This window comes from Spirochaeta isovalerica, assembly GCF_014207565.1.
Taxonomy (GTDB): Bacteria; Spirochaetota; Spirochaetia; order DSM-2461; family DSM-2461; genus Spirochaeta_F; species Spirochaeta_F isovalerica.
This window is the reverse complement of record NZ_JACHGJ010000002.1, coordinates 844,155-857,525: the sequence shown is the minus strand read 5'-3', so window position 1 is coordinate 857,525 and position 13,371 is coordinate 844,155. Positions and strand designations below refer to the sequence as shown.

14 protein-coding genes are annotated in these 13,371 nt (G+C 48.5%); 9 read left to right on the top strand and 5 right to left on the bottom strand.

Annotated features, from left to right (window positions below):
• Positions 1–9 precede the first annotated feature (9 nt).
• From HNR50_RS08635 to HNR50_RS08615, 5 genes are read right to left on the bottom strand one after another with little or no spacing between them, the layout of a single operon-like run.
• Positions 10–939, bottom strand: a complete 930-nt coding sequence (locus HNR50_RS08635; RefSeq protein WP_184745900.1) for a transketolase family protein — start codon at positions 937–939, stop codon at positions 10–12.
• On the bottom strand, positions 939–1,796 hold the full coding sequence (locus tag HNR50_RS08630; protein ID WP_184745898.1) for a transketolase: 858 nt from the start codon (positions 1,794–1,796) through the stop codon (positions 939–941). The genes HNR50_RS08635 and HNR50_RS08630 overlap by 1 nt, the downstream gene beginning before the upstream one ends.
• A gap of 11 nt (positions 1,797–1,807) precedes the next feature.
• The gene (locus tag HNR50_RS08625) at positions 1,808–2,194 is read right to left on the bottom strand and encodes a VOC family protein (RefSeq protein WP_184745896.1); all 387 of its coding nucleotides are present in this window, start codon (positions 2,192–2,194) and stop codon (positions 1,808–1,810) included.
• Positions 2,191–2,997, bottom strand: a complete 807-nt coding sequence (locus HNR50_RS08620) for a sugar phosphate isomerase/epimerase family protein (protein WP_184745894.1) — start codon at positions 2,995–2,997, stop codon at positions 2,191–2,193. The genes HNR50_RS08625 and HNR50_RS08620 overlap by 4 nt, the downstream gene beginning before the upstream one ends.
• 1 nt (position 2,998) lies before the next feature.
• Positions 2,999–3,988, bottom strand: a complete 990-nt coding sequence (locus HNR50_RS08615; RefSeq protein WP_184745892.1) for a PdxA family dehydrogenase — start codon at positions 3,986–3,988, stop codon at positions 2,999–3,001.
• A gap of 485 nt (positions 3,989–4,473) precedes the next feature.
• Here HNR50_RS08615 and HNR50_RS08610 point away from each other — a divergent pair, with 485 nt between their 5' ends.
• The 9 genes from HNR50_RS08610 to sufU all read left to right on the top strand — a co-directional run bounded on the left by HNR50_RS08610 (position 4,474) and on the right by sufU (position 13,371).
• Complete coding sequence (locus HNR50_RS08610; protein ID WP_184745890.1) at positions 4,474–4,929, top strand: tripartite tricarboxylate transporter TctB family protein; 456 nt, start codon at positions 4,474–4,476, stop codon at positions 4,927–4,929.
• 3 nt (positions 4,930–4,932) lie between these two features.
• The gene (locus tag HNR50_RS08605) at positions 4,933–6,471 is read left to right on the top strand and encodes a tripartite tricarboxylate transporter permease (protein WP_184745888.1); all 1,539 of its coding nucleotides are present in this window, start codon (positions 4,933–4,935) and stop codon (positions 6,469–6,471) included.
• 55 nt (positions 6,472–6,526) lie between these two features.
• Positions 6,527–7,480: a tripartite tricarboxylate transporter substrate binding protein gene (locus HNR50_RS08600; RefSeq protein ID WP_184745886.1), complete on the top strand. Its 954-nt coding sequence runs from the start codon at positions 6,527–6,529 to the stop codon at positions 7,478–7,480.
• Between the two features lie 103 nt (positions 7,481–7,583).
• A complete protein-coding gene (locus HNR50_RS08595) occupies positions 7,584–8,228 on the top strand; it encodes a GntR family transcriptional regulator (RefSeq protein ID WP_184745884.1) in 645 nt (214 codons plus the stop codon).
• A 97-nt stretch (positions 8,229–8,325) separates the two neighbouring features.
• Positions 8,326–9,768, top strand: a complete 1,443-nt coding sequence (gene sufB / locus HNR50_RS08590; RefSeq protein WP_184745882.1) for a Fe-S cluster assembly protein SufB — start codon at positions 8,326–8,328, stop codon at positions 9,766–9,768.
• Positions 9,769–9,791: 23 nt separating this feature from the next.
• The gene (gene sufC, locus HNR50_RS08585; RefSeq protein ID WP_184745880.1) at positions 9,792–10,547 is read left to right on the top strand and encodes a Fe-S cluster assembly ATPase SufC; all 756 of its coding nucleotides are present in this window, start codon (positions 9,792–9,794) and stop codon (positions 10,545–10,547) included.
• A complete protein-coding gene (sufD, locus tag HNR50_RS08580; protein ID WP_184745878.1) occupies positions 10,537–11,745 on the top strand; it encodes a Fe-S cluster assembly protein SufD in 1,209 nt (402 codons plus the stop codon). Before sufC ends, sufD begins: the two co-directional genes overlap by 11 nt.
• The gene (locus HNR50_RS08575) at positions 11,738–12,922 is read left to right on the top strand and encodes an aminotransferase class V-fold PLP-dependent enzyme (RefSeq protein ID WP_184745876.1); all 1,185 of its coding nucleotides are present in this window, start codon (positions 11,738–11,740) and stop codon (positions 12,920–12,922) included. The genes sufD and HNR50_RS08575 overlap by 8 nt, the downstream gene beginning before the upstream one ends.
• On the top strand, positions 12,919–13,371 hold the full coding sequence (gene sufU / locus HNR50_RS08570; protein WP_184745874.1) for a Fe-S cluster assembly sulfur transfer protein SufU: 453 nt from the start codon (positions 12,919–12,921) through the stop codon (positions 13,369–13,371). Before HNR50_RS08575 ends, sufU begins: the two co-directional genes overlap by 4 nt.

Sequence of the window (13,371 nt, the reverse complement as noted above, 5' to 3'; positions counted from 1 at the left end):
TCAATCTCCTTATTTCCTTGCCGTCAGCCCGAGAGCTTTGCGGCTGATACTTTTGCTGTCAATACCATACTTTTCCATAAGCGGGTCATAAGGTCCCGATTCGGTAAAACAATCATCCACCCCTACGAAATCCATAGGGACAGGACGGCTTTTCACCAGCACTTCCGCCACGGCGCTTCCCAGTCCGCCCAGAACAGAGTGCTCTTCCACCGAAAGGAAGCAGCCGGTTTTTGATACCGACTCCAGCAGAGTCTCTCTGTCGAGAGGTTTTATGCTTCCCAGATCGAGAACTTCAGCCTCGACGCCTTCGCCTTCCAGTTCTTCAGCGGCTGCGAGGGCCATAGGCACAGTGATCCCGCAGGCTCCGATGGTTATATGGGAACCGCTTCTCAGAACCTGAGCCTTTCCGATTGTCAGCGGCTCTTTTTTATTGAGAACAGGACTGGAGTTCCGGCACATTCTGATATACACGGGACCATCAATTTCCAGAGCCTGACGAAGGACCGGTTCGACATCATCGGCTTCTGAAAGCACCAGAACCGTCAAATTGGGAAAAGAGCGCATTATGGCCAGGTCGGTAATCGACTGATGGCTGGCTCCGTCGAAAGAATCGGAAAGACCTGCGTATCCTCCGGCAATTATCACCGGCAGATTGTTGTAGCAGATGACATTCCGGATCTGGTCCGTCGATTTCAATGCCAGAAAAATGGCGAAAGCGCTGATAACCGGCCGGTATCCGCAGGTCGCCATACCGGCAGCCATATCGGCCATATTCGCCTCTGCGACACCGGTGTTGAAAAACCGCTCAGGGAAAGCCTGTCCGAATTTCCCGCTTCTCGTACTGGATGAAACATCGGCATCGAGCACTACGAGTCTGTCATTTTCTTTTCCTATGGAAACGAGAGCCTCTCCGAAGGCGTCTCTCATTGCTTTTTCCATCAGTCATCCTCCCATTTGGCAAGCTGTTCCGTCAGTTCGGGCAGAGCCTTTTCAAAGTGATCATCCCCGACGGGGGCTCCGTGCCAGGCATTGGAGTTCTCCATAAAGGAAACCCCTTTCCCTTTGACCGTATCGTAAATGATTACCGAAGGGCCGTCGGTCTGTTCATCGAGCCAGCGGAATGATTCCTCAATGCTCTCCATATCATGACCGTCGAACGTGCGATCGGAAACATTCCAGTTAAATGCCCGGAACTTATCGGCCAGGGGATCAAGGGGCATAATCTCATTGGCCGTACCGTCGAGCTGAACTTTGTTGTAATCTATAAGAAGAACCAGTTTCTCCGGTGCGAACTTTCCTGCGGCCATAATGGCTTCCCAGGATTGTCCTTCGTTAAGGCATCCTTCGCCGACAATGACATAAGTGTAGAAAGAGTTTCCTTTCATCCGGGAAATCAGGCTCATGCCCAGACCGACCGACAGGCCGTGACCGAGTGCACCTGTAGACATCTCCACTCCGGGGGTTTTATTCATACAGGGATGCCCCTGGAGAGAACTGTTCAGATCCCGGAAAGAAGAAAGCGTCCCTTTCTCAAGGAATCCCCGCCCCTCCAGGACGGCATAAAGCATGGGGGAAGCGTGTCCCTTGCTGAGAATCAGCCTGTCCCGATCTTCCCACTGCGGCTCATCGACCCGGATATTCATTCTCCTGTAATAGAGATAGGTGAGAAGATCGGCAATGGAGGCCGACCCTCCCCAGTGTCCCGTCCCCTTATCGTGAAGCGTTTTCAGAACATCGATTCTGAAACGCTGCGCCTGAGCCTGAAGCTCTTTATTGCTTAGTTTAAGTGTTTGCATTCTCTTTTCCTTTACCAGGGCATTTCGGGCCGGTATATAAGATGTATCCAGTTCCCTTCGGGATCCTGAAAAAACCGGACGCGCCCTCCCATAAAAATTGTAAAAGGGTCATCATTAAAAATGACTCCCGCCCCCTCGAGAGCGGTAACGGCTTGATCGAAATCAGAGACGGAGAGACTCAAATGCTGATTCTTCCTCGCCTCGTCTCCCGGGTATTCGTAGAAATCAGGCTTTTGAAAAAACTCAAGAGTCACTCCCTTTTCATCTCTGACGAAAACAGGCATTCCCTTCCCTTCCGGTTCATAGAGCTCGCGGAACCCCAGAACCGTGATATACCAGTCAGCCAGGGACCGGGGATTCTCCGCCATGATGCCCAGATGTTCAATCGTAAATTTCATAGATATTTCCTCAGCGTGGAAACAGCTTCGTAAGCGGCCTGATCCGGTTCGGGATAAGGGAGTATTTCAACAGAGGCATATCCTTCATAGCCGATCCCCTTCAATGCACTGAAAATACTCTGAAAATCCATATGACCCCGTCCGGGGGCCCATCGGTTCGTATCAGCCAAATGGACATAGCCGACAAGATCGGAATGTTTCCAGAAAGCCCCTTCGATAGAGGGATCTTCGATATTCATATGAAAGATGTCGGGCATCATGACGAGATTATCATGCCCGATGCTCCGGATCATTTCGGCGCATTGATCAACAGTATTGAGAAAGTTGATCTCATAGCGGTTGACCGGCTCGAGGGCGACAATGACTCCGAGTTCCCCGGCTCTCCGCAGAACGCGGTCCATGGACTGGCGAAAATTCTCTTCCGAAGGTTCCCCATCTTTCAGCATCCCTCTGAGGCGGCCGATATTGATCATGCTTCCAAGCTCGGAGGCCACTTCCATCAAACCCAGAAAATCCGACACGGCCTTCTCCCGTCTGCTTCTGTCGGGATGAGTAAAATTGACACCCGTATCAGCGAAAATCTGTCCGGTGGACACCATGGGAATTTCAAGACCAGTATCTTTTAAATGTCTTTTTATAGACGGGAGATCAACCTGGTCCCGGTGAAGGAGAGCCAGCTCCACTCCATCGTAACCCAGCCTTGCCGCTTTCTCCAGATTCACCTCCAGCTTATCCCGAAAGACGACGAAAGCCGACATCAGGGCGTTTTCCGGAGCCACGGCCAGACCTAATTTGATAGCCATATCAATCCTCCTTTTCCAGAGAAGTGAGAACAACTTTCAAAGCTTCGGTCAACGCGTTGGCACTGGCTTTACCTGTTCCGGCAATATCAAAAGCCGTACCGTGAGCACAGGTGGCAATTGCGACAGGCATGCCACCGTGTATAGTCACGCCTGAATCAAAACCCAATAGTTTAGTCGCGACCTGCCCCTGATCGTGATACATGGACAGAACGCCGTCAAACTCCCCCTTTCTCACGCGAAGAAAGATCGTATCAGCGGGAAATGGCCCGGAAACATCGACACCACGGGATGCCGCCTGCTCCACAGCAGGAGCGATATGCTCTATCTCTTCCGTTCCGAAAAGGCCTTTCTCTCCTCCATGAGGATTGAGGGCTGCTACGGCGATCCGGGGATTTTTCAAACCGAACCGCTTCATCTCCTCATCGAGAAAAAGGATGGAGGCCATAACACGGTCTTTAACAATATAAGAAGCTATATCTTTAACCGCTATATGGCTTGTCACCCTGTTGGTCCATATCGGTGCCAGATAATTGATCTCTCCATTTACATCCTGTCTATGGAAATGATCTTTGAACATTTCAAGCTCACTGGAATAAGGGCATCCTCCCAGCTTCATCGCCTCTTTATTAAAGGGAGCGAAGACGAAACCGCCGACTTTTTTCTCATCAATGAGCTTCATGATTTTTTTAAGGGATTCATAAACACAAGCTCCTGCAACGGGAGAAACTGATCCGAAGGGGATTTCCTCAGTGCCGGCAGGCACATCGAGAAAGAGATACCGTCCGGCAGCTCCGTCGATACGGTCTTCATCGACAACTTCAACATTCAGCTCCGAACCGGTGATAGACAGGGCTCTGTCAAAACTCTTTTTATCTCCGACCAGGAGAATTCTGACATTTTCATCAATTTTATAATCTCTGAGGCATTTGACTGTTATCTCCGGACCGATACCGGCGGGATCCCCAATCATAAATGCAATTGTTTTATCCATCTTTCAGACACTCCTGAATTTTTTATTGGATAATCAGAATATACCAAACCAATCGTTGTATATTGTATACCATTTAAGTTTTTAGTCAATCTTTTTTATACGTTTATCGAGCATTTTGCAGATTGATTTCTTATCTGATTGAGAAATTCTACTGTATTCAATCAAATATTTCATGGGAAAACAGAAAGGGGAAAACTAAACTTCAGAGAAAGAAAACACTTCGCATAACTACTCTATATCTTTACATTATATATAATTATTATTTTTTTAAAGTAAAATAACCAATAAAAAGCATCTAAAATCGACAACCTGAAGATAAAAAAACCAATATATATCAGAATATTCATAAGAATTGTATACTATTTTTTTGTTGACAGGTGAAAAATTCAATCTTACAATCAGCAGTATATTGAATATGGTATACAATTTACCAAGCCAATCAAAGGTAATCAGGATTCCTGTTCAATAGTATTCAGAGGAGAATTATGAAGACAATAAAAATAAATACAAGGGCTGCCATCCCGGTCTTCACGTTTGCCGTGGGAATAATCTGGGTCCTTTACGGACTGAAAAACTACGGTTGGTGGGGCAATAACGGCCCGGCTAGCGGGTTCTTTCCCGCCATAGTCGGTGTCATTCTGGCGGGAATCAGCATCATTGCTTTTATTGATGGAGCGAAACTGGAAGCTCCTGAATATTTCAAGGCCAGCTACCACCCTTTTCTGGCAGCGGTTGTGACTATTATCGCAGCCATGGTTATCGGTTTTTTCCCGGCGCTTCTGCTCTATATACTGGGCTGGCTGAAACTGTATGAGAAATACAACTGGAAGCTGTCGCTTTCCGTCTCGGTAATCACCACAGCCGCCTGTTACGGTATTTTCGTTATGTGGCTGCAGGTTCCTTTCCCTGCAGGATTTGTATTCGATCTTATACTAGGATAGAAAATGGAAACTTTTATATTACTGATGCAGGGATTTCAAACAGCCCTGACCATACAGAACTTCCTGGCTGCCTCCATCGGAGCCCTTCTGGGAATCATTGTCGGAGCCATGCCGGGAATCGGCTCGCTCGCCGGAGTAGCACTGCTGCTTCCCCTGACTTTTAAATTCAACCCCGTTACGGGAATCATCATGCTGTCGGCCATCTACTACGCCAATATGTACGGAGGATCATTCAGTTCCATCCTTATAAATATACCAGGCGACAGCCCCGCTGTCATGACGGCTCTGGACGGCCACCCGATGGCATTGAAAGGGAAACCCGGTAAAGCCCTTTTTACCGCGAACCTGTCTTCATTCATAGGCGGAACGATCGGGATCATCATCCTGACGATTTCCGGTCCGGCCCTCGCACGGCTCGGCCTGAAGTTCGGTCCTGTCGAGATGGCTGCGCTGCTGATGGTGGCGATGACTTCCTTAAGCTGGCTCGTAGGAGACAACCCCACCAAGGGGCTGGTTTCCACCATGATCGGAATCGTCCTGGCAACAGTTGGTTTTGATATAGTCGTGGGAACGCCCCGATTCAATTTCGGTTCCCTCCACCTGCTCGGTGGAATTTCATTCATTCCTCTCGTAATCGGAATGTTCGGATTCTCTCAGGTTCTGCAGATGATGGAACCCCGTGACAAAAATGATTCGGTTGATCAGAAACTGACCATAAAGGATAGCATACTATCTAAAGAAGAGATTAAAAGACTTCTTCCCCCCGCTCTCCGGTCATCATTCCTGGGAACTATTATCGGGATTCTTCCCGGTGCAGGCGCAACTACCGGATCTTTCCTGGGATATATGCTGGAGAAGAAGATAGGAAAAAACAAGGATAAAATGGGTACGGGAATCGTCGAAGGTGTGGCATCGTGCGAAGCGGCAAACAACGCTGCAGCAGCCGGAGCCTTTGCCCCTCTCCTTTCTCTTGGAATTCCCGGGTCGGGAACAGGAGCCGTTCTACTGGGTGGTTTGCTTATGTATGGACTGAGTCCCGGACCACTCCTTTTTCAGAACGAACCGGAATTCACCTGGGGGCTGATCGCCTCTCTCTATGTAGCCAACGTGATTACTCTTGTGGTAGCTCTGTCCATCATTCCCTTTCTGATAAAAATACTCAAAGTTCCCACGAGAATCATGGTACCCATTATCACAACCGTGTGCATTATGGGAGCTTACAGCGCGAGCAACTCGCTTTACGGAGTGCTCCTTATGCTGGGAGCCGGTTTCGTCGGGTTTCATCTGAGCAAGAACAACTACCCCATTGCCCCTCTTCTGCTGGCTTTTGTACTGGCTCCCACTCTGGAGAGGGATTTCAGAAGATCCTTCCTTATTTCTGACGGAAGCCCTCTGATCTTTTTCCAGAAGCCCATAGCAGCGGGATTAATGATCTTTCTTATCCTCACTATTATGACCCCTTTGTTCAAAGCTCTGATCCGCAGGATCAGAAGATCGGATAAAACATCAGATTCGGCTAAAACAGCCGGACAAACTAAGTGATATGATTCCGGCATTCGTGCCGGATGAATATATAAACAAATCAAGGAGATTTTAAATGAAAAAGATTTTAACTGCTTTACTTATGACAGCATTGGTTTCCGGTTTCGCCTTCGCTGAAGGGAAACAGGATTCACCCGAAGCCTCAGGTCCCTGGACCCCCCAGAAAGTTGTAGAATGGGTCGTGACATCCAGTGCCGGCGGTGGTTCATCCATCTTTACCCAGACAATTACTGAAATCATTAAAAACGAAGGGCTCGTAGATCAGAATATCGTCATCAACTACAAAACAGATGGTGGCGGAGCCGTTGGAAGAAGAATGGTCAGCACAATGAAAAATGAAGCTCACACTCTTCTCACTTTCAACTCCGGCGACCTTCAGCCTATGGTACAGATGGAAGGCGGTGACCTGGACGGACTGACTCCTCTAGCCGTTATGGCACTCGACGGTCAGATTATTCTAGTGAACAAAAACTCCGAATACAAAACTATCAACGATATAATCAACGCTCTGAAAAACGGAAAGAGAATGATTATGGGCGGTTCCAAATCCGATGACGAAGCTATCTATAATGCTATGAAAAAAGAAGTGGGCGGAGACATGGAATACCTCAGATCCGACTCGACCGGCGAAGCTCTCACTCAGCTTCTTGGCGGACATGTCGATATGGCTATTGCCAAACCCGCAGCTTCTTTCGACCTGGTTAAAAGCGGAGAACTCCTTCCTGTTGTTGCAGCCGGCGGAAGCAGATTTGCCGATCCTTTCGACGCTCCCACTTTCAAGGAACTTGGATACGATATCGAATTTGAAATCTACAGAGGAATTGTCGGTCCCGCCGATATGCCCGCTGCTGCCGTTGAATTCTGGACAGAAGTTTTCAGAAAAGTTTCACAGTCTGATTCATGGAAGAACGACTATATCAGCAAGTTCCTCCTCGTTTCCAATTTCAAAGGTGGAGACGAAGCCAGAGCGTACATGCAGAAATTTGAAGACATGTACACAGGGAACTAATCTCTTGCTCTGACTTCTGAACTCCGGAAGATAGTCCGTTGTACCGACGGACTATCTCTATTTTAAACTTTATCACGAATAGTTTTTTGTATACAATAAGATTATGGAAGAATTAATAACCAGAAAAAGCCTGTCCGATCAGGTTCACGACCACATCAAGAGAATGATACTTTCCGGCGAACTCAAAGGCGGAGAAAGAGTGCCTGAAGCCTCACTCAGTAAACTTTTCGGCGTCAGCCGCACTCCGCTGCGTGAAGCTCTGAAAAAACTGAGCGACTACGGGCTGATTTATATAAAACCGAGAAGCTATGCCGAAGTCGTAGTTATCTCCGAAAATGAAGCGAAAGAAATTGCCGAGGTGAGAATCAATCTGGAAATTCTTTCCGCCAAACTTTTCAGCCGCCATGCCGATCCTGAAAACTACAAAGCTCTCAAAGAGATATCCCGGAAATGCCTTGAGTTCAATGAACAGGGAGATAAAGCCGGGGCATTTGAAATGGACAGTCTCTTTCATCTGAGTATAGCCCGTAACTGCGGAAATAAGGTCCTCTATGAAATCTTCGAGAAACTCGATGCCAGGATCCAGCTTCTCCGTCTCAATCAACAGCTCGGCCCGGATTCTCTGAAAGATTATATAAAGCAGCATAACGTCCTCATATCCGCTATGGAAAACAGGGAGGAGAATCTTATTGAATCGATTCTCAATGCTCATATCATGCATGATTTTCACAGTGCGACGGTTTCTTAATAGCTTTAATTAATTAAATTAGATTTATTTACTTATCTCTGTTTTTTTTGTTATATTATCAATGTAATGATAACGATTACCATTAAGGTTAGCAAAAATGACAGATAAAAAAAATAAAATAGAGGAATTCACCGACAGTGAATACAAATGGGGATTTCATACCGACATAGAGCAGGAAATGGCTCCCAAAGGTCTGAATGAAGATATAATACGCCTCATTTCAAAAAAGAAAAACGAACCGGAGTTTCTCCTCGACTTCCGGTTGAAAGCCTACAGACACTGGCTGACCATGGACCAGCCCAACTGGTCTTCCATGAATGTTCCCGCCATAGATTTTAACGATATCATCTATTTCGCCCAACCGAAGAAAAAGAAACTGAACAGCCTCGACGAAGTGGACCCGGAAATCCTGGAAACCTATAAAAAACTCGGCATCCCTCTGGAAGAGCAGAAAGCCCTTTCGGGAGTGGCGGTAGACGCCGTTTTCGACAGCGTCTCGGTCGCAACTACCTATAAGGAAATGCTCGGGGAAATGGGAATAATTTTCTGCAGTTTCTCCGAAGCGGTTCAGACCCATCCGGACCTGATAAAGGAGTATCTCGGGTCGGTTGTCCCCTGGCGGGACAATTTCTTCGCCACACTTAATTCCGCTGTCTTTACCGACGGTTCCTTCTGCTATATCCCCAGGGGAGTGAAATGCCCCATAGAGCTCTCCACCTATTTCAGAATCAATGCAAAAGGGACAGGTCAGTTTGAAAGGACCCTGATCATAGCGGAGGAAGGCGCTGAAGTCAGCTACCTGGAAGGATGTACAGCTCCGCAGAGAGATGAAAACCAGCTGCACGCCGCGGTTGTGGAACTTTTCGCTCACAAGGACGCGAAAATCAAATATTCCACAGTTCAGAATTGGTACCCCGGAGACAAAAACGGTAAAGGGGGAATTTTCAATTTCGTTACAAAGAGGGGAAAATGCCACGGAGACAATTCCAAGATATCCTGGACGCAGGTGGAAACCGGTTCGGCTCTGACCTGGAAATATCCGAGCTGTATCCTCAAAGGCGACAACTCCACAGGAGAATTCTATTCCATCGCCGTTACCAATAATTATCAGCAGGCCGACACGGGCACGAAGATGATCCATCTGGGTAAAAATACAAACAGCACCATAATTTCCAAAGGCGTCTCTGCGGGAAAAGCCCGCAATTCCTACAGGGGACTGGTGAGAACCGGTCCGGCTGCGACCAATGCCCGCAACTTTTCCCAGTGCGACTCGCTTCTGATAGGAGATCGGTGCGGAGCCCATACTTTTCCCTATATCGATGCCAAGGGAAGCACAGCTACGATCGAACACGAAGCGACGACATCGAAAATAAGCGACGACCAGCTCTTCTATCTGCAGCAGCGGGGAATAGAACCGGAAGATGCGGTGACCATGATCGTCAACGGATTCTGCAAGGAAGTTCTCAATGAACTGCCCATGGAGTTTGCCGTTGAAGCGCGGAAACTTCTCGGTGTCAGCCTCGAAGGATCTGTCGGGTGAAAGGGATGAATAAAGGAGAAACCATGTTAGAAATTAAAGATTTACACGCCTCGGTTGAGGGAAAAGAAATATTAAAAGGGATTTCCCTCAAGGTGAATCCCGGAGAAGTCCACGCGATAATGGGTCCTAACGGTTCGGGGAAAAGCACGCTGTCGCAGGTGATAGCAGGCAATCCCGCTTACGAAGTTCTTTCCGGGGAGATACTATACCGCGGTCAGGATATTCAGGAGATGGAAGCCCATGAAAGGGCCAGAGCCGGACTGTTTCTCGGGTTTCAATATCCCGTGGAGATCCCCGGTGTCACCAATATCTACTTCCTGAAAAATGCATTGAATGCCATCAGGGAATCCAATGGCGAAGCGCCGCTGGACGCCTACGAGTTCAATGAATATCTGCTTCAGAAAATGGATGAAGTGGGAATGAGTCATGAGCTGACAAGACGGGCCGTCAATTCGGGCTTTTCCGGCGGAGAGAAGAAGAGGAACGAGATCCTCCAGCTTCTGGTCCTCAACCCCCGTCTGGCCATTCTGGACGAAACCGATTCGGGACTGGATATCGATGCTCTGAAAACCGTTGCCGGCGGGGTGGAGAAATTCAGGAATTCTGAAAACGGCGTCATACTGGTCACCCACTATCAGAGGCTTCTCGATTTTATCCCCCCCGATTTCGTTCACGTTCTGATCGACGGAAAAATCGTTCTTTCGGGAGACAGCAAACTGGCTCTGGAATTGGAGTCGAAAGGTTACAACTGGGTGAAAGAGGAAGAATATGCCGGTTGATGTATTAGACTATAAAAAGACAAGAGCCGACCGGCTCGAACGCTCGGGATTACCCGATACGAAGACGGAGCGATGGCGGAAATTCGACATTTCTGCCATAACAGAAGCCGATTTTGCAGAAGCACCGCTTAAAACAGGGGAACCGTCTCCCCGGACAGTTTCGCAATGGGAAAACCTGACGGATAAAATTGAAATTCTCAACGGAAGCCTGAATCTGCCGGAAAAGGAAAAACAGGCTTTAGCCAGCCGTTTTTCCTTTGTCGAAAACAGGGATCAGATCGGTAAGGCCGGTGATGAGAGAGGGGCTTTCTTTTATGATCTCAACAGCTCGCTTATTTCGGATTATTCAGTCATTACTGTAAAAAAAGGGATAAGCGGTAAACCCCTTTATCTGCCTCAGCATATTGAAGGCGATAAAAATCAGATCAGAACCAACCCTCGGCTCGTTATTATCCTGGAAGAAGGGGCGGAACTGGAACTGATTCAAAGTTTTTCCAGTTCCGGTAAACCGGCTGTTTTCCACAACTCCGTAACGGAAATCATCATGAACAAAAACAGCAGGCTGGACCATCTGGTTCTCCAGGAGGAAAGGGATGAAGCCCATGTATTCAACCATCTGTTTATCAGACAGATGACCGGAAGCCGGTACCACGGGCGGAATCTTATAAACGGAGGGAAACTCAGCCGCAATGAATACCATATAGCGTTGAAAGAGGAAAACTGCGAAACACAAGTAGACAGCCTCTACCTGGGAAAGGGAGAGCGCAATCACAATAGCGATGTGACCGTTTATCACGACGCTCCGCTATGTACCAGCCGGACCGAATCGAGAGCCATAGCGCTTGATAAGGGAATGGGAACTTTCAGAGGATACGCTCTGATCGCCCGGGATGCCCAGAAAAGCGACGCGGTTCAGCAGTTCAAAACCATACTCCTCGATGATACGGCGGAAATCAATATGGAACCGCAGCTGGAAATCTGGGCCGATGATGTGAAATGCTCACATGGCGCCACAGTCGGAAGTCTGGATAAAAAACAGCTCTTTTATCTGCAGACCAGAGGCTTTACGGAAGACCAGGCCCGGAGAATCCTTCTTGAAGCCTTTGCTTCCCGTCTGGCCGACGGCCTGGACATGGGGGGAATCGGACCCCATATAAAAGAGAAGATATCCGGGCTCATGGAAGGGCTTTATGAATAGAGAGGATTTCCCCCTGCTTTGGGAAGGCGTTTATCTGGACAGCGGAGCGACATCTCAGAAACCTCTACAGGTTATAGAAAGAATCGACCGCTACTACCGGAATGAAAACGCCAACGTTCACAGAGGCGTATACGAGCTCAGCGCGAAAGCAACAGTACTCTATGAAGAGGCCCGAGAGAGGGTTGCCCGTTTCATAGGCGCCGTGAGAGATGAAATAATCTTTACCAGGGGAACGACGGAATCCATTAACATGACGGCTTTTTCTTTTGCCGAACCGCTTATGCAACCGGGAGATGAAATTCTCATATCCCATATGGAACATCATGCCAATATCGTCCCCTGGCAGTTGCTCTGCGAGAGAACCGGAGCTGTACTGAAGGTGATACCCATAGACAGGAATGGCAATCTGGACCGTCCTGCCTTGAGCGCATTGCTGACCGGCAGGACCAGGTTACTGGCTCTGACCCACATATCCAATGTTCTGGGAACGGTTAATCCTGTGAAGGAGATTATTGCCGAAGCGCACGAGAAGGGAATACCCGTGCTGATCGATGGAGCCCAGGCCGTAGGCCGGACTAAAGTGGATGTGAACGATCTTGATGCGGACTTCTACGCCTTCTCAGGCCACAAGATGTACGGACCTACGGGCATCGGCATCCTTTACGGAAAAAAGAAACATCTGGAGAAGATGCGCCCCTATCAGAGCGGTGGTGATATGATACTGCGGGTTACCTTTGAAAAAACGACCTGGAATGAAATCCCCCATAAATTTGAAGCGGGAACCCCCAATATCGCCGGAACAATCGGACTGGCCGAAGCCGTTCGCTACCTGGAGCGAATAGGTATGGACGAAGTGGAAGCCGCCGAGGACGAAGTCATGTCATACGCCCTGGAAAAGCTGGGAAGGATTGAGGGATTGGAAATTATCGGGTCGCCGGACAGGAGATCGGGAGCTATTACTTTTACTCTGGGAGACGCCCATCCCCACGATATCGCTCATGAACTGGCCAGAAAGAACATCGCTGTCCGGGCGGGACATCATTGCGCCCAGCCTCTGATGAACTTCTATAAGGTGCCGGCGGCGACAAGAATGTCTCTGGGGCTCTACAACGGGAAAGAGGACATTGACAAACTGGCCGACGCATTACCGGAAATCAGGGAGAAATTCAAATTATGAAAGATCAGGAATTGTATCAGGAAATGATACTGGACCATTACAGGAATCCCCGGAACTGCTGCTCCATGGAGAATCCCACCCATTGCGCTGAAGGTGATAATCCCCTGTGCGGCGATCATCTGGAAGTTTTCGTGAAAGTGGACGGGAAAATCATTCAGGAAATCAATTTCCAGGGGTCGGGCTGTGCCGTGTCACAGGCATCGGCATCGATGATGACCGAAAACCTGAAGGGAAAGACCATTGAAGAGGCGCTGAAGGTTTTCGACAAGGTCCATGTTATGCTGACCGGTTATCACCCCGATGAGGAATCGGAAGACAAAGCTCTGGGCAAACTGGAAGCCCTGTCGGGTGTGGCGCAATTCCCTATGCGGATAAAGTGCGCGTCCCTTGCATGGCACACACTGAAATCCGCCCTGAAAGAGGAAGAAGAGCCGGCCACTACGGAGTAA